Origin of the sequence: Burkholderia sp. RF2-non_BP3, assembly GCF_001522185.1 — a bacterium.
Classification (GTDB): Bacteria; Pseudomonadota; Gammaproteobacteria; order Burkholderiales; family Burkholderiaceae; genus Burkholderia; species Burkholderia diffusa.
On record NZ_LOSU01000009.1, the window covers coordinates 47,500 to 69,399 of the forward strand.

Here is a 21,900-nt window from a genome sequence, read left to right on the forward strand (position 1 = left end):
GCCCGTCGCCGGCCGGCATATCAACGCACGGCGACTTCCTGCTTGCCCTTCCCCGCATCGCCGACCGCCGTCGGCGCCGCGCCCCACCCGCCGCCCAGCGCGCGGATCAGGTTGACGGTCGACACGGCCTGCGCGCCGGTCAGCTGGTTCGCCTGCAACTGCGACTGCAGCACCGACCGCTCGCTGTCGATCACGTCGAGATAGGCCACCTCACCTTCCTGATACTGCGTACGCGACAGCGTCGCCGCACGGCGCGACGCATTGACGGCCGCATCCTGCGCGCGAATCTGGTCGTCGAGCAGACGCAGATCGGCGAGATTGTCCTCGACCTCGCGGAATGCGACGAGCACCTGCTGCCGGTAGTTCGCGACCTGCTCGTCATACTGCGCGCGCGCCTGCTGCACGCCGGCCGCACGACGCCCGCCGTCGAACAGCGGCAGCGTCAACGCGGTGCCGGCGAACGGCCCGAGCAGGAACGTGCGGCTCGACCACAGGAACAGGTTGCCGAGTGTCGACGCTTCATAACCGAACGCACCCGTGATATCGAGCTTCGGGAAATACGCCGATTTCGCGAGACCGATCCGCGCGTTCGCGGCCGCCATCGCGCGCTCGGCCGCCGACACGTCCGGGCGGCGTTCGAGCAGCGCGGACGGCAGGCCGGCGGGCACCTTCACCGCGACCGGCACGATCGGCGTCTCCTTGAACGCGAAGTCCGCGGGCGCCTTGCCGAGCAGGATCGCGAGCGCATGCTCGGACGCCGCGCGCCGACGCGCGACGCCGACCGCATCGGCCTGCGCGGTCGCCAGTTCGTTCTTCGCGCGCGACACGTCGAGCTCGCTGATGTCGCCTTCGTTGAAGCGGCGCTGCACGAGCTTGAGCGCCTGGTCGCGCAATTCGACCGTGCGACGGTACAGGTCCTGATCCGAGTCGAGCTGGCGCAGTTCGAAGTAGTTCTGCGCGACGTCCGCCTGCAGCGCGAGCTGCACCGAACGGAACAGCGCTTCGCTCTGCGCCTGGTCGGCGCGCGACGCCTCGACGTTGCGGCTCACGCGGCCGAACAGGTCGGCCTCGTACGACACCGTGCCCTGCGCGCGCCACAGCGTCGCGGTGGTCGGGCCCGTGCCCTGCGGCTGGAACTGCGACGCCGACGACAGCCCTTCGCGCGTCGGCCCGAACCCGGCGCCGACCTGCGGGAACCACTGCGAGCGCGCGGTGCGGGTCGCCGCACGCGCTTCCTCGACGCGCGCCGCCGCGGCCTTCAGGTTCTGGTTCGCGGCGAGCGCCTGCGACTCGAGCGAGTCGAGCACCGGATCGCCGAACACCTTCCACCATTCGCCGCGATGCTCGCCGTCCGCCGGTTCGGCGGTCTTCCACGTGCCGGCCTGTTCGCCGGCCGCGAGCGTCGGCGCTTCCTTGAACGCCGCGGGCGTCGACACGTCCGGGCGCTTGTAGTCGGGCCCCACCGCGCACGCGGCGAGCAGCGTCGCGAGCAGGGTGCTCGCGGCCGCCACCTTCGCGAAGCGCATCAGGCCATTCGAGTTGTGCATGTTGTCCATCTTTTTATCCTCAAGCATCCGAAGCCGGTACGCCCTGGCCCGGCACGCCATAGCCGGCGGAGTCCTTGCCGGCGACGTGGATCTTGCCGCCCGCCAGCGTGCGCAGCACGACGTAGAACACCGGCGTCAGCATCAGCCCGAACAGCGTCACGCCGAGCATCCCGAAGAACACCGCGATACCCATCGCATGTCGCATCTCGGAGCCCGCGCCCGTCGACATGACGAGCGGCACGACGCCCATGATGAACGCGATCGACGTCATCAGGATCGGGCGCAGCCGCAGCCGGCTCGCCTCGATCGCGGCCTCGAGCGGCGTCCTGCCGTCATGCTCCAGTTCGCGTGCGAATTCGACGATCAGGATCGCGTTCTTCGCCGACAGCCCCACCAGCACCATCAAGCCGATCTGCGTGAAGATGTTGTTGTCGCCCTGCGTGAGCCACACGCCCGTCAGCGCCGACAGAATGCTCATCGGCACGATCAGGATCACCGCGAGCGGCAGCGTCAGGCTTTCATACAGCGCGGCGAGCACGAGGAACACGAGCAGCACGCTGATCGGGAACACCCACATCGCCGAATCGCCCGCGAGGATCTGCTGGTACGTGAGGTCGGTCCATTCGAACCGCACGCCGCGCGGCAGCGTTTCATGCGCGATGCGCTCGATCGCGGCCTGCGCCTGGCCCGACGAGAAGCCCGGCGCCGGGCCGCCGTTGATGTCGGCCGCCGTATAGCCGTTGTAGCGCACGACCATTTCCGGGCCGAACGTCGGCGTCACCGTGACGAGCGACGACAGCGGCACCATCTCGCCACGGTCGTTGCGCGTCTTCAGCTGCAGGATGTCGTCCGCGCGCTGACGGAACGGCGCATCGGCCTGCACGCGCACCTGGTACACGCGTCCGAAGCGGTTGAAGTCGTTCACGTACAGCGAGCCGAGATACACCTGCATCGTGTTGAACACGTCGGTGACCGGCACGCCGAGCTGCTTCGCCTTCACGCGATCGAGATCGACGTTGAGCTGCGGCACGTTGATCTGGTAGCTCGTGAACAACGGGCCGAGTTCCGGCGCCTGCTGCGCGCGCTTGATGAAGTCGTTGGTCGCATCCGACAGCTTCGCGTAGCCGACCGCGCCGCGATCCTCGATCTGCATCTTGAACCCGCCGAGCGTGCCGAGGCCGAGCACCGGCGGCGGCGGGAACACCGCGACGAACGAGTCCTTGATCGCGCCGTACTGCTGGTTCAGCGCACCGGCGATCGCGCCCGCCGACAACGCCTTGCCGTGCCGCTCCGAGAACGGCTTCAGCGTGACGAACACGATGCCCGCGCTCGAGCTGTTGGTGAAGCCGTTCACCGACAGGCCCGGGAACGCGACCGCGCTCTCGACGCCCGGCTGCTTCAGCGCGATCGAGCCCATGTCGCGGATCACCTTCTCGGTGCGATCGAGCGACGCGCCGTTCGGCAGCTGCGCGAACGCGATCAGGTATTCCTTGTCCTGCGCGGGCACGAAGCCGCCCGGCACGATCTTCGACACGAGCACGGTCGCACCCACCAGCACGAGGTACACGCCGAGCATCAGCGTCTTGCGCGACAGCACGCCGCGCACGCCACGGCCGTAGTTCTCCGCGCCGCGATGGAACACCTTGTTGAAGCGCCTGAAGAAGCCGCCGAGCACGCGGTTCATCGCGCGCGTGAGCCAGTCCTCCTTGTCGCCATGACCCTTCAGCAGGATCGCGGACAGCGCCGGCGACAGCGTCAGCGAGTTGAACGCCGAGATCACCGTCGAGATCGCGATCGTCATCGCGAACTGCTTGTAGAACTGGCCGGTCAGGCCCGACATGAACGCGAGCGGCACGAACACGGCGACGAGCGTCAGCGCGATCGCGATGATCGGCCCGCTCACTTCCTGCATCGCCTTGTAGGTCGCCTGCCGCGCGTTCATCCCGCTTTCGATGTTGCGCTCGACGTTCTCGACGACCACGATCGCATCGTCGACCACGATACCGATCGCGAGCACCATCCCGAACAGCGACAGCGCGTTGATCGAATAACCGAAGCCGAGCAGCAGCGAGAACGTGCCGATGATCGACACCGGCACCGCGATCAGCGGAATCAGCGATGCGCGCCAGGTCTGCAGGAACACGATCACGACGATCACGACCAGCGCGATCGCTTCGAGCAGCGTGTGCACCACGGCCTTGATCGACGAGCGCACGAACTGCGTCGGGTCATAGACGATCTTGTAGTCGACGCCGGCCGGCATGTCCTGCTTCAGCTCGGCCATCGTCTTGCGCACTTCGTCGGAAATCTGCAGCGAGTTCGCGCCCGGCGACTGGTTGATCGCCATCGCGACGGCCGGCTTGTTGTCGAGCAGCGAGCGCAGCCCGTATTCGGACGCATCCAGTTCGATGCGCGCGATGTCGCGCAGGTGCGTAACGCCGCCGTCCGGCGTCGTCTTCACGACGATGTCGCCGAACTCGTCTTCCGTCTGCAGACGGCCGCGCGCGTTCACCGACAGCTGCAGCGGCGTGCCGGGCAGCGACGGCGACGCGCCGATCACGCCGGCCGCGACCTGCACGTTCTGCTCGCGGATCGCCTGCACGACGTCCTCGGCGGACAGCCCGCGCTGCGCGACCTTCTGCGGATCGAGCCACACGCGCATCGCATAGTCGCCCGAGCCCCACAGCTGCACCTGACCGACGCCCTGGATCCGCGACAGGCGATCCTTCACGTTGATCAGCGCGTAGTTGCGCAGGTAGGTCATGTCGTAGCGGTTGTCCGGCGAGATCAGGTGGACCACCATCGTCAGCGTCGGCGAGCTCTTCACCGTGGTGATGCCGAGCCGCTGCACGTCTTCCGGCAGGCGCGGCAGCGCCTGGTTCACGCGGTTCTGCACGAGCTGCGTGGCCTTGTCCGGATCGGTGCCCAGCTTGAACGTGACGGTGATCGTCATGTTGCCGTCGCTGTTCGCCTGCGACTGCATGTAGAGCATGTCCTCGACGCCGTTGATCTGCTCCTCGAGCGGCGACGCGACCGTCTCGGCGATCACTTTCGGGTTGGCGCCGGGGTACTGCGCCTTCACGATCACCGAAGGCGGCACGACTTCCGGATACTCCGAAATCGGCAGCAGGAACATCGCGATCACCCCGCCGAGCAGGATGATCACCGATAGGACTCCTGCAAAGATCGGCCGGTCGATAAAGAATTTTGAAATGTTCATGTGTGGCTCTGTCTGGTTGAACGCGGAAACCGTAGCGGCGGGCCGCTTACGATTCCGCCTTCGCCGGTGCGGCCGGCTTCGCGTTATCCGCGAGCGGCGTGGACGGCGCATCGCCGCCCGTCATCGGGACCATGTGCGGCTTCACCTGCTCGCCCGGGCGCACGCGCTGCGTGCCGTTCACGATCACGCGATCGCCGGCGGACAGGCCGCTCACGATCACGCGCCGGTTGCCGTGCTGCAGGCCCTGCTGCACTTCGCGATACGACACGCGGCCCTGCTGGTCGACGACGAACACGAACTTCTTGTCCTGGTCGGTGTTGATCGCCGCGTCGTCGACGAGCAGCGCCTGGTGCGGCGCGCTGCCGCCCACCTTCACGCGGGCGTAGAGACCCGGGACGAGCGCGCCGTCCGCGTTGTCGAAACGCGCGCGCACGCGGATCGTGCCGGACGACGTGTCGAGCCGGTTGTCGACCGAGTCGATCTCGCCGCTGCGCGAGTAGCCCGTTTCATTCGCGAGGCCGAGCTCGACCGGCACCTTGCGGCCGTTGCGCGCGCCGTTGATGTATTGCAGGTAGGTCTGCTCGTCCGCGTCGAACGATGCGTAGATCGGCGACACCGATACCAGCGTCGTCAGCGGCGCGGCCGACGCGCCGGCCGACACGACGTTGCCGAGCGTGATTTCCGCGCGCGACACGCGGCCCGACACGGGGGCGGTGATGCGCGTGTAGCCGAGGTTGATGCGCGCCGTTTCCAGCGCGGCTTCGGCGGCCTTCAGGTTCGCGCTCGCCTCGCGCGCGGCGTTCTGCTTCTCGTCGTAGTCGCGCTTCGCGATCGCGTTGTCGCCGATCAGCCGCTGCGCGCGCTGCCAGTCGCTCTGCGCATAGCCGTTGCGGGCCTGCGCGGCGGCGAGCTGCGCGGCCGCGCGGTCGGTTTCGGCCTGATACGGACGCGGGTCGATCACGAACAGCACGTCGCCCTTCTTCACGAGCGCGCCGTCCTTGAAGTTCACCGCGACGATCGTGCCCGACACCTGCGGGCGCACGTCGACTTTCTCGACCGCCTCGAGGCGGCCCGAATAGCTTTGCCAATCGGTGACGGTCTGCGGCACGACGGTCGCGACGTCGACTTCCGGCAGCGGCGCCGCCGCTTTCTCGGGTGCGTTCGCGTTCACGCGCATCGCGCCGAACGTGCCGAGGCCGACGACGGCGAGCGTCACGATCGCCGCGGTCGCGATTCGGGAGCGGGAGGTGCGTAGGATGGCCATGTGGATCTCCAATAAGCGTGGATTGGTCTGGTTATTCGGAACGGTTCGGCTGGCGCGCCTGGAAGCGGCACTGGAAGAAGCGCACGGCTTCCTCGAGCGCGGCTTCGTGCGTCGCGAGCGACGCGTGCGTGACGTCCGGGTAGCGGATCACCTGCGTGAGCACGCCCGATGAAATCAGGCAGCCCGCATATTTCTCCGCTTCGACGTGCAGCACGTCGTTCTGCGCGGTGACGACGAGCGTTGGCGGCAGGCCCGCGAGGCGCACCGATTCGAGCGGCGCCGCATACGGGTGCATGCGCTGCGCCGCCTGCGGCAGATAGGCGCGATAACAGGCCGCGCATTCGCGCGCGGTGATGTCCGATGCAAGGCGTTCGGCGTCGCCGATGCGCGTCATGCTCGGGTCGAGCATCGGCCCGAACAGCGCCTGCGCGGCGATCGACACTTCACCGCGATCGCGCGCGATGAATGCGAGACAGTTCGCGAGCTGGCCGCCCGCGTCGTGCCCCGCGACGCCGATCTTCTTCGGATTGCCGCCGAACGCGCGGGCGCGCGTCGCGGCCCATACGGCGGCGCGATACGCATCCTCCGGCGCGGCCGGAAAAGGAAAGGCCGGCGCGAGCGAATAATCGACCGACACTACGAGAGCTGGTAAGCGTTCTGCTAAAAAGCGCGCGGCAAAGTCGGCGTCGTCGAGCGTGCCGCGCACGAAACCGCCGCCGTGGAAATAAAGCACTACCGGCAGTCCGGTCTTGTCCGCACGCCGATAGAGGCGCAGCACGATGTCCTGCGCGTAGCCGGGGATTTCCACCTCCGCGACCGTCAATGCCGCGCCGGCTCTGGCTTCGGCGGGCAACGCGGCTTTCAGGAATTTGCTGAATTCAGAAGCGTCCATGACGATGCAGCATCCATTTCGAGATGGAACGAATTCTGGGTCCGGCAGACATTGGGATAAATGCCTATAATCCGGCAACACAATTCAACACCCCCGAACAATCCCAGGCTGCGTCGCCTACAAAGCGGCGCAGCCTTCTTGTTCCGGCGGCAAATTAGATTGCGGAGGTTGTGATGGACCGGCTTCAGGCCATGCAGGTATTTACTCGCGTCGTCGATACAAGCAGCTTCACCAAGGCAGCAGAAACGCTCAGCCTGCCGCGGGCATCCGTCACGACGATCATCCAGAATCTCGAAGCATTTCTCGGCGTGCGCCTGATGCACCGGACCACGCGCCGCTTGTCGCTGACGCCTGACGGCGCCGCGTACTACGAGCGCTGCGTGCGGATCCTCGCCGATGTCGAGGAAACCGAAGCAAGCTTCCAGAACAACAACCGGAAGCCGCACGGAAAGTTGCGTATCGACATGCCGGGCTCGATCGGGCGGCTGCTCGTGATTCCGTCGCTGTGCGAATTCCACACGCGCTATCCGGACATCGACCTGCAACTCGGCCTGTCCGACCGACCGGTCGACCTGCTGCAGGAAGGCGTCGACTGCGTGATCCGCGTCGGTGCGCTGCAGGACTCGTCGCTCGTCGCGCGCCGCGTCGGCCTGTTCGAATGCGTGTCGGTGGCGTCGCCCGCGTATCTCGAGAAGCACGGCGAGCCGCACGCGATCGAGGACCTGGGCGACCACCGGGCCGTCAACTACTTCTCGAGCCGCACGGGCCGCACGATCGACTGGACCTTCCTCACGGACGGCAAGGAAGTCGAGGTCAAGATGAACGCGATCGTGTCGGTCAACGACGCCGATGCGTACGTGACCTGCGGGCTCGAAGGCTTCGGCCTGATCCAGCCGCCGTTGTTCATGGTGCTGCCGCACCTGCGCGACGGCCGGCTCAAGGAAGTGCTGCCCGGCCTGAAACCGCTGCCGATGCCGATCTCGGTCGTGTATCCACACAGCCGGCATCTGTCGCCGAAGGTGCGCGTGTTCGTCGACTGGATCGCCGAAGTGTTCGACCGCTGCCCGCTGCTGAGCGGCAAGGGCAGCCTCGACGCGACGTGCAGCAAGCGCACGTTCGAGGAAGCCGAGCGCGCGCCGGCGCTCGACACGCCGGTCATCAACGAGTGGGTCGCGTAATCGTCTGAACCGCGGCGCGCGGGCTGTCCGACCCGCGCGCCGTCCCGCCTTCGTGCCGCGTCGGTGTCGCCTTCGTGCCACCTTCCTCGCCGCGCACCTCGTCTTTTCCGAATCCGCATCACACCTTTTCGCCGCGTGCGGCAATGGTCCGCGCACGTCATTGCGCGAGCGGCGGTATACCGCCGCGAGGCCCGTTCCACGCGGCTGCGGGCGATTTCGACATCGCCCCGACGACGTTGCGAATCGCGATTGTTCCTCGATCACGACAAATCAATTCGCGTCTGCCGCATTTATCGCGTCGGGACAGATACCTAGAGTAAACCCTGTCGCGCACCTCGTTGCGCATCGAACAGCCCCGTTTGACGGGACCGGAGCGAGCGCTCAGGCGCCAACTCCGACCAACACAGGAGTTACGTCATGAACCGCCGCCATCTTCTCTCCGCCGTCGCCCTCGCACTCGCCGTGTCCGCACCGGCCTTCGCCGATACGACCACCGCGCACGCCGGCGACTACGGCAACACGTCGTGGTACACGCAGCACAACGGCCCGCGCACGCGCGCCGAAGTCAGCGCCGAAGTCGAGCAGGCACGCCGCGACGGCACGCTGGCCTGGCTGCGCAAGGCGAATTCGTATCCGCAAGGGCTCGAACTCGCGCAAGGCCCGTATCGCTCGATGCCGGAAAGCAACCAGCTCGCAGGCGGGGCCCGCTGAGCGTCGGTAAACGCGCAACGCCGCGCAGCGGATGATCCGCCGCGCGGCGTCGCGATACCGCCGTCCAACATTCGATTAGTCAGTTAGTTGCAGGAGTCTGTGATGAACGACCACCTTCCTTCGCCGCTCGATCATTGGGACGACACCACGCCGGTGTGGACGCCGTTCCGTTCCGCGCCGCAATCGCATTGACCTTCGCGCCGACGTCTCGTCGACGGCGTGCGCCCGTCAACGGCGCGGCACGCCGTCGCGCCATTCGCCCCAGTGCGTGACGATGTCCTGCACGAGTGGGTTGCCGGCGCGATACAGGTTTTCGGTCGCCGGCGCGAAGCCGCCCTGATCCGCGTAGTTGAGCAGGTTGTCCGCGCTCGTCTGCCCCGCATACGGCCGGTCGAAATCGGAGCCCGTGCGCAGCACCGCGACGCGCGACAGGTCGACCCGCTTCACGCTCGCCGCGCGCTTGAGCGCTTCGTACGTCGCGTTGTCTTCCTGCGCGGTCATGCAGTAGGTGCCCTTGCCGTCGGTGAGGATCTTCGTCCACTGACGCGCGCGCTCGCCGATCAGCGTGCCCGAGAACCACGTATTGCCCGATGACGTGTCGCACTGGATCACCGTCGGCGGCCGGTTCGCCGGCGCATACGTGAACTTCGCGCGCGCGGCCTGGGCCTGCGCGCTGTCGGCGAGCACGACGTTGCGCGACAGCGCATACGCGGCGTCCGTCAACTGCGGGTTGAGCTGGAATACTTCGGTGCGGTAGTCGAGCGGCGGCTTGTCGTTCGGGCTCTTCGTATTGATGCCGAGGAAGCCGGTGTTCCAGCCGGCCGGAATCTCGCGCGCATCGAGCTCCCACTGCAGGCTGAAGTCGACCAGATATTTCGACCAGGCGGCGGAACCGACCGTGCCTTGCGCGGGGTCGACGCCCGCGATGCCCGACACGAGGAAGTACGTGCGACGCAGGTCGAAGCGCTGCGAGAACGTGAGCGCCATGATCGTCGCGGAGGCGTTCGCGTAGCCCATGCCGGTCGTCACCACGCACACGTCCTGCTTGTTGCAGTGAACGGCCGGATAGTCGGGCGACAGGCCGGGCACGGTGATGTCGCGCCACGGGCCGAGCCGGTCGAGCCATGCCTGGCCCTCCGGACCGAACATCGTGATGATCATGACCTTGACCGGGCGGCCCTGTGCACCGGTCTCGGCGAATGCGGCATTGCCGGCGTCGTTGCCCTGGTGATCCTGCGCGATCGACGGTGCGGTCGCACAGGCGGCAAGCGAGAATGCAGCGGCGGAAAGGATGGAGCGAGTCAGCATCGGCGTTCCTTGTTTCGGTGATGTTGGGTGAGAACGGCTCTCGGAGACTGCGCGAGGGAGTATAGAACGCGCGTGCGCGATGCGGAACCCGGCTACGAAACGGCTCGCGGCGTTCGATCACGCGGTTCGTGTGCGCGTGGTTCGAACGATATCCGACAAAAAATCAGGAATGCCATTCGATTGGGCGACGCGACATCGCCGCTATCGATCGTGACCGGCGACGGCATCCGATTCGCTAGACGCGCAGCATCCCCGCGACGCCATAACCGAGCACGACGAGCGCCGCCAGCACATGGCTCGCCACGAGCCATCGCGGCGACTTCACGATGCGCCCGATCGCGCTGCCGCCGAACGCGAACACGAGTTGCCCGGCGAGACTGCCGGCAAACACGCACGCGGCGCCCGCGCGCATCCCGTGGTTCGCGATCATCAGCGCGACGGGCCCGACCGACAGCGCGATCGTCAGCCCGAACAGGAAATCGTTCATCGGTCGTCGATGCCGTCGAGGGAAGGCATCGATTCCAGCGACCGATGGCGATCCGCGGTAAGGAAACGCGTCAGGCGACGTCGACGCGCGCGGGGCCGTCCACCATCTCGCCGATCACGGCCGCGCGATCGAAACCGTCGGCGCGGAAGCACGCGAGCACGTCGTCGACCGCGTCCGGCGCACATGCGACCAGCAGGCCGCCGGACGTCTGCGGATCGGTCAGCAGCGCCTGCGCGACCGGCGGCAGCCCGTCGGCGAGCCGCACGTCGGCGCCATACGCCGCCCAGTTGCGGCCCGATGCGCCGGTGAACACGCCGTCGGCGACGAACGCCTCGACGCCCGCCAGCCACGGCAGCGACGCGTAATGCACGCGCGCGGTGAGATTCGCGCCGCGCGCGAGTTCGAGCGTATGGCCGAGCAGCCCGAAGCCCGTGACGTCGGTCAACGCATGCACGCCCGGCAGCGCGGCGAGTTCGGCACCCGGCCGGTTCAGCTTGGTGGTGGTCGCGACCATCTGCGCGTAGCCCGCGTCGTCGAGCTGATTCTTCTTCAGTGCGGCCGACAGCACGCCGACGCCGAGCGGCTTGCCGAGCACGAGCACGTCGCCCGCGCGCGCGGCCGCGTTGCGCTTCACGCGCGACGGATGCACGACGCCGATCGCCGCGAGCCCGTAGATCGGCTCGACCGAATCGATCGAGTGGCCGCCCGCGACCGGAATGCCGGCATCCGCGCACACCGATTCGCCGCCGCGCAGCACGGCCGCGATAGTCTCGTGCGGCAGCACGTTGATCGGCATCCCGACCAGCGCGAGCGCGAGAATCGGCTTGCCGCCCATCGCGTAGACGTCGGACAGCGCGTTGGTTGCCGCGATGCGGCCGAAGTCGAACGGATCGTCGACGATCGGCATGAAGAAGTCCGTGGTCGCGACGATCGCCTGCTCGTCGTTCAGCCGGTAGACGGCCGCGTCGTCGGAGGTCTCGGTGCCGACCAGCAGGTCCGGGAACAGCGCCGGCGGCGTGGCCCGCTTCAGCAGCTCGGACAGCACGCCCGGCGCGATCTTGCAGCCGCAGCCGCCGCCGTGGGACAGGCTCGTGAGGCGCGGAACGGCGGGCGGGGTGAGGGGGGCTTCGGTCATCGTCGGCATCCGGTGAATAACAACGCTCCATTATCGACAATTCCGCGCCCGCGCGCCGGATACCCACATAATTGACGGCGCTCGCCGCTCCCCTTCCCGTCCGCGCCTTCGTTCATGGATCACCTGTTCATCGGTCTCGTGCTGTGCTCCGCGTTGCTGCACGCGATCTGGAATGCCTTCCTCCATGTCAGCGAAGACCGGCTCGTCCAGCTCGGCACGATGTCGCTGCCGTATCTCGCGTTCGGCATCGCCGGCGCCGTGCTGCTGCCCGCGCCGGCGCCCGCCGCCTGGCCGTATGTCGCGGCGTCGGCGGTGCTCGAGGTCGCGTACTGCTTCACGCTGGCGCGCGCGTACAGCAACGGCGAATTCGGGCAGATCTATCCGATCGCGCGCGGGATCTCGCCGCTGCTCGTGTCGGTGCTGGCGCTCGCGATGCTGCACGAGCGGCCGACGCCGTTCGGCTTCGCGGGCATCGCGCTCGTGTCGTTCGGCATCATGTCGCTCGCGCTGCGGCGCGGCTTCCGGTTCTCCGGCGAAGGCGTGCCGTATGCGCTGCTCACGGGTGTGTTCATCGCCGCGTATTCGATCTGCGACGGCATCGGCTCGCGCGTGTCCGGCAGCGCGCTCGGCTACATCGCGTGGGTGTATCTGCTGTGGAGCGTGCCGCAGCTCGTGCTCGTCTGCGTGCTGCGCGGCGGCACGCGCGCGGTGCTCGCGTCGCGCACCGCGCTCACGCAGGGCGCGATCGCCGGCACGATCTCGCTCGCCGCATACGGGATCGTGATCCTCGCGTACCGGCACCTGCCGGTCGCGACGGTGTCGGCGCTGCGCGAGACGAGCTCGATCTTCGCGGTCGCGATCGGCTGGTTCGCGATGCGCGAGCGGCCCGGCGCGCAGCGGCTCGCCGCGTGTGTGCTGGTGGTCGCGGGCGCGGTGTTGATTCGGCTGTAGCGCATGCCGACGATCGGTTCGCATCGCGGAGGCGATCGTTGGCTCACCCGTCGACGGCCCGCCCCGCGGCGCGCGCGTGCCGCCGTGCCGTTCCCGTCAGACCCTCGCGACGACCTGGTCGAACGCCCGCTCGTCGATCGCCTCGGCCAGCGTCGCGAACGCCGTCGCGATCTCGTCCTCCGGCACGCACGCATAACCGAGCAGCAAGCCCGATGCCGCACGTTCGCGCTGCGCGTAATAGCCGGACAGCGGCCGCACGACGATGTTGCGTTCAAGCGCGGCCTGCGCGACCGCGCGATCGTCGACACCGTCCGGCAGCCGCGTGACGAGATGCAGCCCCGCATCGCTGCCGAGCGCCTGCAGCGTGTCGCCGTAGCGGCGCGCGACCGCGTCGAGCAGCACCTCGCGGCGCTGCCCGTACAGCGTGCGCATCTTGCGGATATGCGACACGAAGTGCCCTTCCGCGATGAATTCCGCGAGCACCGCCTGCTGCAGCAGCTGACCTTCGCGATACAGCTCGGCGCTCGCGGTCGCGAAGCTCTCCGCGAGCGGCTCCGGCGCGACGAGATACCCGACCCGCAGCCCCGGGAACAGCGTCTTGCCGAAGCTGCCGACGTAGATCACCTGCCCGGCCGTATCGAGCCCCTGCAGCGACGCGAGCGGCCGGCTGCCGTAACGGAATTCGCTGTCGTAGTCGTCCTCGATGATCCAGCAGCCGTGCTGGCGCGCGTATTCGAGCAGCATCCGCCGCCGCGCGAGGCTCATCACCATCCCGAGCGGATACTGATGCGACGGCGTGACGAGCATCAGCTTCGGCGGCTCGGCGAGATCGGCGGCCGACGGCGCGATCCCTTCTTCGTCGACCGGAATCGGCCGCGTGGTGAGCCCCGACACGTTCAGCACGCTGCGCACGCCCCAGTAGCACGGATCCTCGGTCCAGATCGCGTCGCCCGGATCGGTCAGCAGCCGCACCGCGAGGTCGATCGACTGGTGGATCCCGGTCGTGATCACGATCTGCTCGGGCGTGCAGCGCACCGAGCGCGACGTGCGCAGATAGTCGGCCAGCGCCTCGCGCAACAGCGCGAGCCCGCCGCCCGGCGCGTAGGTCAGCAGGTCCGGGCGCAGGCGCCGCCAATACTTGTTGTGCAGCCGCGTCCACACGCGCGCCGGAAATCGCGACACATCGGGCACGCCCGGCATGAACGCGCCGCCCTGGCGCTTCGACACGCCCGCGCCTTCGACGAGCCGCGTGCCGCGCGAGGACAGCCGCCGCGCGGAAGCAGGCACCACCGCCGGCCCGGCGCCCGCGTCGGCCGGCGCGCCGACGATCTCGTCCGGCGCGCTGTCGGCGACGAACGTGCCGCGCCCCGTCGCCGAGTTCACATAGCCTTCGAGCGCAAGCTGTTCGTAAACCTGCGTGACCGTGTTGCGGGCGATCCCGAGCTCGGCCGCCAGCAGCCGCGACGACGGCACGCGCGTGCCGGCCGGCAGTTCGCGCGACAGGATCGCCTGCTGCAGCAGGCGGTGCAGCTGCCGGTAGATCGGCTGTTCGCCGCCGCGCACGAGGCGCTGCGCCAGCCAGTCCGACAACACGCTTGCGCGCATGATTGGCTCCTGAATATTTATTGAAATGGCTCTGATTGCCAGAGCCAAATGTGATTATAGTCGCCTCCATGGGCTGCCAACGCGGCCGATTTTTATCCCACCGGGCAAAACATCAAGGAGATGACCGTGAAGAATGCCGACCTGCAGGCCCGCAAGAACGCCGCCACCCCGCGCGGCGTCGGCGTGATGTGTGATTTCTACGCAGCCCGCGCCGAGAACGCGGAGCTGTGGGATGTCGAAGGCCGCCGCTTCATCGATTTCGCCGCCGGCATCGCGGTGCTGAACACGGGCCACCGCCACCCGAAGATCGTCAAGGCGATCGCGGATCAGCTGAACAGCTTCACGCACACCGCTTACCAGATCGTCCCGTACGCGTCGTACGTCGAGCTGGCCGAAAAGATCAACGAACGCGCGCCGGGCGACTTCCCGAAAAAGACCGCGTTCTTCACGACCGGCGCCGAAGCCGTCGAAAACGCGATCAAGATCGCGCGCGCGGCAACCGGCCGTCCGGGCGTCATCGCGTTCTCGGGCGGCTTCCACGGCCGCACGATGATGGGCATGGCGCTGACCGGCAAGGTCGCCCCGTACAAGCTGAACTTCGGCCCGTTCCCGGGCGACGTGTTCCACGCACCGTACCCGAACGCGCTGCACGGCGTGACGACGGCCGACTCGATCAAGGCGATCGAGATGCTGTTCAAGGCCGACATCGATCCGAAGCGCGTCGCCGCGATCATCTTCGAACCGGTCCAGGGCGAAGGCGGCTTCAACCCGGCGCCGGCCGAGTTCGTGCGCGCGCTGCGCAAGATCTGTAACGAGCACGGCATCCTGCTGATTGCCGACGAGGTGCAGACGGGCTTCGCGCGCACCGGCAAGCTGTTCGCGATGCAGCACTACGACGTGCTGGCCGACCTGATCACGATGGCGAAGAGCCTCGCGGGCGGCATGCCGCTGTCGGGCGTCGTCGGCCGTGCCGACGTGATGGACGCGGCTGCCCCCGGCGGCCTCGGCGGCACGTACGCGGGCAACCCGCTGGCCGTGGCGTCGGCGCACGCGGTGCTCGACATCATCGACGAAGAGAAGCTGTGCGAACGCGCGACACAGCTCGGCGACGTGCTGAAGGCGAAGCTGAATTCGCTGCAGGCCGACGTGCCGCAGATCGCCGACGTGCGCGGCCCGGGCGCGATGATCGCGGTCGAGTTCCTGAAGCCGGGTTCGGGCGAGCCGGACGCGGAATTCACGAAGCGCGTGCAGGCGCGTGCGCTCGAGCGCGGGCTGCTGCTGCTCGTGTGCGGCGTGTACTCGAACGTCGTGCGCTTCCTGTTCCCGCTGACGATCCCGCAGGCCGTGTTCGACGAAGCGCTCGTGATCCTCGAGGAAGTGCTGAAGGAAACGGTCGGCGTGCCGGCCTGAGTTCCCGTCCGCTTCAATTGAATGCGCCGCCGCCGTCTTCGTGACGGCGGCGGCCGTTTCATCCGTCATTTTCAACGCAGGCGATGCATATGAGCACTGTTCAGGAAACCCTGGCACTGAAAGACCCGTCGCTGTTCCGCCAGCAGGCGTACGTCAACGGCGAATGGCAAGGCGCGGCGAACGGCGAGTCGTTCGAGGTCCGCAACCCGGCAACCGGCGGCCTGCTCGGCACCGTGCCGGCGATGGGCACGGCCGAGACGCGTCACGCGATCGAAGCCGCGAACGCCGCATGGCCGGCGTGGCGCAAGAAGACCGCGAAGGAACGCGCGGCGATCCTGCGCAAGTGGCACGACCTGATGATGGAAAACGCCGACGACCTCGCGCTGATCCTGACCACCGAGCAGGGCAAGTCGCTGGCCGAGGCGAAGGGCGAGATCGGCTACGCGGCGTCGTTCCTCGAGTGGTTCGCGGAGGAAGGCAAGCGCGTGTACGGCGACACGATCCCGACGCCGGCGAGCGACAAGCGCATCGTCGTGACGAAGGAAGCGATCGGCGTGTGCGCGGCGATCACGCCGTGGAACTTCCCGGCGGCGATGATCACCCGCAAGGTCGGTCCGGCGCTCGCGGCAGGCTGCCCGATCGTCGTGAAGCCGGCTGAAGCGACGCCGTTCTCGGCCCTCGCGATGGCCGTGCTGGCCGAGCGCGCGGGCGTGCCGGCCGGCGTGTTCAGCGTCGTCACGGGCGACCCGAAGGCGATCGGCGGCGAACTGACGTCGAACCCGATCGTGCGCAAGCTGTCGTTTACCGGCTCGACGCCGGTCGGCCGCCTGCTGATGTCGCAATGCGCGGCAACCGTCAAGAAAGTGTCGCTGGAGCTCGGCGGCAACGCGCCGTTCATCGTGTTCGACGACGCCGATCTCGATGCGGCCGTGCAGGGCGCGATCGCGTCGAAGTACCGCAACAGCGGCCAGACGTGCGTGTGCACGAACCGCTTCTACGTGCACGAAGCCGTGTACGACCAGTTCGCGCAGAAGCTCGCGGCGGCGGTCGGCCAGCTGAAGGTCGGTCGCGGCACGGAGCCGGGCGTCACGCAAGGCCCGCTGATCAACGAAGCGGCCGTGCTGAAGGTCGAGGCGCACATCGAGGACGCGCTCGCGAAGGGCGCGACCGTCGTGACGGGCGGCAAGCGCCACGCGCTCGGCCACGGCTTCTTCGAGCCGACCGTGCTGACCGGCGTCACGCCGGCGATGAAGGTTGCGAAGGAAGAGACGTTCGGGCCGCTCGCGCCGCTGTTCAAGTTCGGCAGCGACGACGAGGTGATCCGCCTCGCGAACGACACCGAGTTCGGTCTCGCCGCGTATTTCTACAGCCGCGACATCGGTCGCGTGTGGAAGGTCGCCGAGGCGCTCGAATACGGGATGGTCGGCGTCAACACGGGCCTGATCTCGAACGAAGTCGCGCCGTTCGGCGGCGTCAAGCAGTCGGGCCTCGGCCGCGAAGGCTCGCACTACGGCATCGACGATTACGTCGTGATCAAGTACCTCTGTCTCGCCGTCTGACGGTTCGGGGCCTGTCGCGTCCGTGACAGGCCCTGACCGCCCGGCCGGAACCGGGCGGTCCCGACGCGGGCCGGCGCCCCTCTCCGCCGCGCCCGCGTCACCTCCCTCCGCCGCCTTCAACGAAACACGTTCACCGCATCGACGAGCCGCGTCGCCTGCTGCTTCAGGCTTTCCGACGCCGCCGCGCTCTGCTCGACCAGCGCCGCGTTCTGCTGCGTGATGTTGTCCAGATGCACGACCGCCTGGTCCACCTGCGCGACGCCCGTGCTCTGCTCGGCCGTCGACGAGCTGATCTCCGCGATCAGGTCCGACACGCGCTTCACCTGCGTGACGATGTCTTCCATCGTCTTGCCCGCGCCGTCGACGATCCGTGCGCCCGATTCGACCCGCTCGACGCTCGCGCCGATCAGCGTCTTGATTTCCTTCGCCGCGTTCGCGCTGCGCTGCGCGAGCGCCCGCACTTCGCCGGCGACCACCGCGAAGCCGCGCCCCTGATCGCCCGCGCGCGCCGCCTCGACCGCCGCGTTCAGCGCGAGGATGTTGGTCTGGAACGCGATGCCGTCGATCACGCCGATGATGTCGGAAATCTTGCGCGAACTCGCCGTGATGTCGTTCATCGTCGTCACGACCTCGCTCACCGCCTGCCCGCCGCGCTCGGCCGCCTCGCTCGCCGAAACCGACAACTGGTTCGCCTGCAGCGCCGTCTCCGCGTTGCTAGACACCGTGGCCGTCATCTCGGCCATCGACGCGGCCGTCTGCTGCACGCTGGTCGACGCCTGCTCGGTGCGCGCGCTCAGGTCGTTGTTGCCTTGCGCGATCTCGTTGCTCGCGCGCTGCACGTTGTGCACCTGCTCGCTGACGTCGTCGACGAGCCAGCGGAACATCAGCCCAAGCTGGTTGATCGTGCGCAGCGTCATGCCGATCTCGTCGACGCGGTTCATCGCCACGCCGGTGCGGCTCTCGCCGGTCGCGACGCGCAACGCCTGGTCACGCAGTTGCATCAGCGGACGCGCGATCTGCGCATCGAGCCACAGGCCGGCGGCCACCGACACGCCGGCCGTCGCGGCGCCGAACGCCGCGAGCCCGCCGCCGGCCAGCCCGCATGCCCAGCCCGCGCCGACGACGGCCGGCGCCAGCACGCACAGCGTCGAATGCAAACGCGCGCGCACCGACATCGTCTGGAACAGCGACGCGACGCGCATCAGTCCGGTCCGGACGATCAACCCCTTGTGGAAACGGCGATTGCCGGCCTTGCCTTCGCGGAACGCGCGGTACAGCGCGTCGGCCGCCGCGATCTCGTCGCGCGTCGCCTTGGTGCGCACCGACATGTAGCCGGTCGGCTGCCCGTTGCGCATCACCGGCACCGTATTCGAACGGACCCAGTAGTGATCGCCGTTCTTGCGGCGATTCTTTACCAGTGCGGTCCATGGTTCGCCGTTCTTCAGCGTCGCCCACATGTCGGCGAACGCCTCCTTCGGCATATCCGGATGCCGCACGACGTTGTGCGGCTGGCCTTCGATTTCCTCGGGGGAAAATCCGCTGACCTGAATGAACGCGGCATTCGCGTATTTGATGTAACTGTCCGCGTCGGTGGTCGACATCAGCGTCGCGTCATCGGGGAATTCGAATTCGCGTTGCGTCACAGGCTGGTTATTGCGCATGGTGTGGAGTTCCCGGTTGCGAATCTTGTGTCCGCTTGTGGATTGGATCGAGACCGTACGCATCGCGGCTGTCCCGCATGCGTTCGGTCACACTCCTGCGCTTTCGGCAAATCCGGCGAAAACATTATGCCGGCTCCGGGTAAATATGCATTAATTTCGCATCATCTTGATTCAGCCGAAAACTTTGTTTATACGTGAATCAAAAACCCCGTTTTATCAAGTACTTGAGTGTCAATTGTCTGACTAATGGAAACATTTCCTCCGCCTGGATTAGCGAATAAATCCGGGTTCGGAAATGAGAATCCCTCTCGTTCGATACATTCGAATCGAATCGGAAAGCCGGGATTTAACCGGCTCGCCGCGACGGAACGCACGGACGCGCCCCCCGCCGATTATCGAAACACGTTCACCGCATCGACGAGCCGCGTCGCCTGCTGCTTCAGGCTTTCCGACGCCGCCGCGCTCTGCTCGACCAGCGCCGCGTTCTGCTGCGTGATGTTGTCCAGATGCACGACCGCCTGGTCCACCTGCGCGACGCCCGTGCTCTGTTCCACCGTCGACGAGCTGATTTCCGCGATCAGGTCCGACACGCGCTTCACCTGCGTGACGATGTCTTCCATCGTCCTGCCCGCATCGTCGACCCGGCGCGCGCCCGACTCGACCCGCTCGACGCTCGCGCCGATCAGCGTCTTGATCTCCTTCGCCGCGTTCGCGCTGCGCTGCGCGAGCGCCCGCACCTCGCCGGCGACCACCGCGAAGCCGCGCCCCTGTTCGCCCGCGCGCGCCGCCTCGACCGCCGCGTTCAGCGCGAGGATGTTGGTCTGGAACGCGATGCCGTCGATCACGCCGATGATGTCGGAAATCTTGCGCGAACTCGCGGTGATGTCGTCCATCGTCGTGACGACCTCGCTCACCGCCTGCCCGCCGCGCTCGGCCGCTTCGCTCGCGGACACGGCGAGCCGGTTCGCCTGCAGCGCGGTCTCGGCATTGCTGTCGACGGTGGCCGTCATTTCGGCCATCGACGCGGCGGTTTCCTGCACGCTCGACGCGGCCTGCTCGGTGCGCGCGCTCAGGTCGTTGTTGCCCTGCGCGATCTCGTTGCTCGCGCGCTGCACGTTGTGCACCTGCTCGCTGACGTCGTCGACGAGCCAGCGGAACATCAACCCGAGCTGGTTGATCGTGCGCAGCGTCATGCCGATCTCGTCGACGCGGTTCATCCGCACGCCGCGGCGGTTTTCGCCGGTCGCGACATTCAGTGCCTGGTCGTGCAGCCGTTTCAGCGGCCGCACGATCTGCGCATCGAGCCACAGGCCGGCCGCCACCGACACGCCGCCCGTCGCGGCGGCAAACGCCGCCAGCCCGCCGCCGGCCAGCCCGCATGCCCAGCCCGCACCGACGACGGCCGGCGCCAGCACGCACAGCGCCGAATGCAGCCGCGCGCGCACCGACATCGTCTGCGGCAACGACATGATCCGCAGCAGCCCGGTCCGGACGATCAACCCCTTGTGGAACCGGCGCTGGCCGGCCTTGCCTTCGCGGAACGCGCGATACAGCGCGTCGGTGGCCGCGATCTCGTCGCGCGGCGCCTTGGTGCGCACCGACAGGTAGCCGTGCGGCACGCCGTCGCGCATCACCGGCACCGCGTTCGCGCGCACCCAGTAATGATCGCCGTTCCGGCGGCGGTTCTTCACGAGCGCGGTCCACGGCTCGCCGCTCTTCAGCGTCGCCCACATGTCGGCGAACGCCTCCTTCGGCATATCGGGGTGCCGCACGACGTTGTGCGGCTGACCGACGAGTTCGTCGTTCGAGAAGCCGCTCACGTATTCGAACGTCGTGTTCGCGTACGTGATGATGCTGTCGGCATCGGTGGTCGACATCAGCGTGACGTCGTCGGGAAATTCGAATTCTTGTTGGGTGACAGGTTGGTTGTTGCGCATGCAAGGCTCCGAAAGGCGGATCCGTCTGCGGGATCCGCGCGGCGCGAAAATCACGCTCAGTAGCCGAAAAACGGTTTATCGCTTTACGACGGTCTCGTCCTTACTGTCGGCAATCACCGGGAAATCCTGAGTCCGAAAGCGCCGGAAAATCTGAATTCCGTCGTTGACATGATTTCGATCAAGTAATCCCGCGATAATCGCGTCCGGCGCTTTGCGGATACGGCCCGATGCTTTGCTGGATTACATCAGGCGACGCATCGGTTCACATAACCATTGCACACAGCGAAACGATTCAGTCTGCTCGGCTCCATTCGACCGGCATTTGAATTCGATGAAAAAATCCAACGATCAATGGAATCGGAATCGGTCGTGCCGGAATGCGGCGGCGGACATGCCGCCCGGCGCGAGATCCTCCGTCATCCGTACGCGCGCGAACGCAACCCGCGCGTAGAATTTCCGCTCGCTCAACACCGCCTGCTCGGAGAACGACATTGCAGAACGCGTCGCAGCCGCCGGCCTCGCCGAAGATCCTCGTCAGCATGTGCGTGCTCGGTCACCCCGTCCGTTACAACGGCTCGGCGAAGACCGCCGCGCATGAAACGCTCGCACGATGGCAGCGCGAAGGGGCCTGGTGCCCGTGTGTCCGGAACTGGCAGGGGGATTGAGCGTGCCGCGACCGCCCGCCGAAATCGCGGATGGGGCATCAGGGCAACGCGTTCTGTCGGGTGCCGCGCGCATCGTCGACGTGCACGGCACCGACGTGACGGCGCCGTTCATCGACGGCGCGCGCACCGCGCTCGCGCTGGCACGCGCGCACGACTGCCGCTACGCGATCCTGGCGGACGGCAGCCCCTCGTGCGGAAGCACGTTCATTTACGACGGGCGTTTTGCGGGCCGACGGCATGCCGGCGCCGGCGTGACGGCGGCGCTGCTGCGCCAGCATGGCGTCGAGGTGTTCGCGGACACCGAGATCGACGCGCTCGTCGCACGCCTCGCGCAACGAGCGCAAGCTGAATGACGATGTGGCCGGCGCGA

15 protein-coding genes and 1 pseudogene are annotated in these 21,900 nt (G+C 67.4%); 6 read left to right on the plus strand and 10 right to left on the minus strand.

Features of this window, described 5'->3' with window-relative positions; all coding sequences use genetic code 11:
- Positions 1-20 precede the first annotated feature (20 nt).
- Genes opcM through WS45_RS02390 form a run of 4 tightly spaced genes read right to left on the minus strand, consistent with a single transcriptional unit; the run spans position 21 to position 6,923 of the window.
- On the minus strand, positions 21-1,556 hold the full coding sequence (gene opcM, locus WS45_RS02375; RefSeq protein WP_059528478.1) for a multidrug efflux transporter outer membrane subunit OpcM: 1,536 nt from the start codon (positions 1,554-1,556) through the stop codon (positions 21-23).
- Positions 1,557-1,566: 10 nt separating this feature from the next.
- The gene (gene ceoB / locus WS45_RS02380; protein WP_059528481.1) at positions 1,567-4,767 is read right to left on the minus strand and encodes a multidrug efflux RND transporter permease subunit CeoB; all 3,201 of its coding nucleotides are present in this window, start codon (positions 4,765-4,767) and stop codon (positions 1,567-1,569) included.
- Between the two features lie 46 nt (positions 4,768-4,813).
- Positions 4,814-6,031 (minus strand): multidrug efflux RND transporter periplasmic adaptor subunit CeoA, encoded by a 1,218-nt coding sequence (gene ceoA, locus WS45_RS02385; protein ID WP_059697970.1) that lies wholly within the window; start codon positions 6,029-6,031, stop codon positions 4,814-4,816.
- 31 nt (positions 6,032-6,062) lie between these two features.
- On the minus strand, positions 6,063-6,923 hold the full coding sequence (locus tag WS45_RS02390) for an alpha/beta hydrolase (RefSeq protein ID WP_059528487.1): 861 nt from the start codon (positions 6,921-6,923) through the stop codon (positions 6,063-6,065).
- 173 nt (positions 6,924-7,096) lie between these two features.
- Between WS45_RS02390 and ceoR the strand changes: the two genes are divergently transcribed.
- Together ceoR and WS45_RS02400 are read left to right on the plus strand one after the other, a co-directional pair.
- Complete coding sequence (ceoR, locus tag WS45_RS02395; protein WP_059692278.1) at positions 7,097-8,101, plus strand: putative multidrug efflux transcriptional regulator CeoR; 1,005 nt, start codon at positions 7,097-7,099, stop codon at positions 8,099-8,101.
- 417 nt (positions 8,102-8,518) lie between these two features.
- Positions 8,519-8,812 (plus strand): DUF4148 domain-containing protein, encoded by a 294-nt coding sequence (locus WS45_RS02400; RefSeq protein ID WP_059528494.1) that lies wholly within the window; start codon positions 8,519-8,521, stop codon positions 8,810-8,812.
- A 228-nt stretch (positions 8,813-9,040) separates the two neighbouring features.
- On the opposite strand, the gene WS45_RS02405 is transcribed toward WS45_RS02400, so the two are convergent.
- The 3 genes from WS45_RS02405 to selD all read right to left on the minus strand — a co-directional run bounded on the left by WS45_RS02405 (position 9,041) and on the right by selD (position 11,742).
- Complete coding sequence (locus tag WS45_RS02405) at positions 9,041-10,120, minus strand: purine-nucleoside phosphorylase (protein WP_059528497.1); 1,080 nt, start codon at positions 10,118-10,120, stop codon at positions 9,041-9,043.
- 235 nt (positions 10,121-10,355) lie between these two features.
- Positions 10,356-10,607 (minus strand): hypothetical protein, encoded by a 252-nt coding sequence (locus tag WS45_RS02410; protein ID WP_059697978.1) that lies wholly within the window; start codon positions 10,605-10,607, stop codon positions 10,356-10,358.
- 70 nt (positions 10,608-10,677) lie between these two features.
- Entirely contained in the window at positions 10,678-11,742 is a 1,065-nt protein-coding gene (gene selD, locus WS45_RS02415; RefSeq protein ID WP_063888591.1) for a selenide, water dikinase SelD, read from the minus strand.
- 114 nt (positions 11,743-11,856) lie between these two features.
- Here selD and WS45_RS02420 point away from each other — a divergent pair, with 114 nt between their 5' ends.
- Entirely contained in the window at positions 11,857-12,693 is an 837-nt protein-coding gene (locus WS45_RS02420) for a DMT family transporter (protein WP_059697980.1), read from the plus strand.
- A 96-nt stretch (positions 12,694-12,789) separates the two neighbouring features.
- Here WS45_RS02420 and pdxR read toward each other — a convergent pair whose 3' ends face one another.
- Positions 12,790-14,298, minus strand: coding sequence for a MocR-like pyridoxine biosynthesis transcription factor PdxR (gene pdxR, locus WS45_RS02425; protein ID WP_059697982.1), 1,509 nt, complete (start codon positions 14,296-14,298; stop codon positions 12,790-12,792).
- Between the two features lie 120 nt (positions 14,299-14,418).
- Between pdxR and WS45_RS02430 the strand changes: the two genes are divergently transcribed.
- Both WS45_RS02430 and gabD read left to right on the plus strand, forming a co-directional pair.
- Entirely contained in the window at positions 14,419-15,708 is a 1,290-nt protein-coding gene (locus WS45_RS02430; protein ID WP_059528511.1) for a 4-aminobutyrate--2-oxoglutarate transaminase, read from the plus strand.
- An 89-nt stretch (positions 15,709-15,797) separates the two neighbouring features.
- Complete coding sequence (gene gabD / locus WS45_RS02435; RefSeq protein WP_044845770.1) at positions 15,798-17,267, plus strand: NADP-dependent succinate-semialdehyde dehydrogenase; 1,470 nt, start codon at positions 15,798-15,800, stop codon at positions 17,265-17,267.
- A 116-nt stretch (positions 17,268-17,383) separates the two neighbouring features.
- Here gabD and WS45_RS02440 read toward each other — a convergent pair whose 3' ends face one another.
- Both WS45_RS02440 and WS45_RS02445 read right to left on the minus strand, forming a co-directional pair.
- Positions 17,384-18,928, minus strand: a complete 1,545-nt coding sequence (locus WS45_RS02440) for a methyl-accepting chemotaxis protein (protein WP_059528514.1) — start codon at positions 18,926-18,928, stop codon at positions 17,384-17,386.
- A 392-nt stretch (positions 18,929-19,320) separates the two neighbouring features.
- The gene (locus WS45_RS02445) at positions 19,321-20,865 is read right to left on the minus strand and encodes a methyl-accepting chemotaxis protein (RefSeq protein ID WP_059697984.1); all 1,545 of its coding nucleotides are present in this window, start codon (positions 20,863-20,865) and stop codon (positions 19,321-19,323) included.
- A gap of 539 nt (positions 20,866-21,404) precedes the next feature.
- Here WS45_RS02445 and WS45_RS02450 point away from each other — a divergent pair.
- Positions 21,405-21,883, plus strand: a pseudogene (locus tag WS45_RS02450) (DUF523 domain-containing protein).
- The last annotated feature ends 17 nt before the right edge of the window (positions 21,884-21,900 follow it).

Coding starts and splice junctions, on each gene's coding strand:
- opcM (WP_059528478.1), bottom strand. CDS start 1,556: ATGGACAACATGCACAACTCGAATGGCCTGATGCGCTTCGCGAAGGTG.
- ceoB (WP_059528481.1), bottom strand. CDS start 4,767: ATGAACATTTCAAAATTCTTTATCGACCGGCCGATCTTTGCAGGAGTC.
- ceoA (WP_059697970.1), bottom strand. CDS start 6,031: ATGGCCATCCTACGCACCTCCCGCTCCCGAATCGCGACCGCGGCGATC.
- WS45_RS02390 (WP_059528487.1), bottom strand. CDS start 6,923: ATGGACGCTTCTGAATTCAGCAAATTCCTGAAAGCCGCGTTGCCCGCC.
- ceoR (WP_059692278.1), top strand. CDS start 7,097: ATGGACCGGCTTCAGGCCATGCAGGTATTTACTCGCGTCGTCGATACA.
- WS45_RS02400 (WP_059528494.1), top strand. CDS start 8,519: ATGAACCGCCGCCATCTTCTCTCCGCCGTCGCCCTCGCACTCGCCGTG.
- WS45_RS02405 (WP_059528497.1), bottom strand. CDS start 10,120: ATGCTGACTCGCTCCATCCTTTCCGCCGCTGCATTCTCGCTTGCCGCC.
- WS45_RS02410 (WP_059697978.1), bottom strand. CDS start 10,607: ATGAACGATTTCCTGTTCGGGCTGACGATCGCGCTGTCGGTCGGGCCC.
- selD (WP_063888591.1), bottom strand. CDS start 11,742: ATGACCGAAGCCCCCCTCACCCCGCCCGCCGTTCCGCGCCTCACGAGC.
- WS45_RS02420 (WP_059697980.1), top strand. CDS start 11,857: ATGGATCACCTGTTCATCGGTCTCGTGCTGTGCTCCGCGTTGCTGCAC.
- pdxR (WP_059697982.1), bottom strand. CDS start 14,298: ATGCGCGCAAGCGTGTTGTCGGACTGGCTGGCGCAGCGCCTCGTGCGC.
- WS45_RS02430 (WP_059528511.1), top strand. CDS start 14,419: ATGACCGTGAAGAATGCCGACCTGCAGGCCCGCAAGAACGCCGCCACC.
- gabD (WP_044845770.1), top strand. CDS start 15,798: ATGAGCACTGTTCAGGAAACCCTGGCACTGAAAGACCCGTCGCTGTTC.
- WS45_RS02440 (WP_059528514.1), bottom strand. CDS start 18,928: ATGCGCAATAACCAGCCTGTGACGCAACGCGAATTCGAATTCCCCGAT.
- WS45_RS02445 (WP_059697984.1), bottom strand. CDS start 20,865: ATGCGCAACAACCAACCTGTCACCCAACAAGAATTCGAATTTCCCGAC.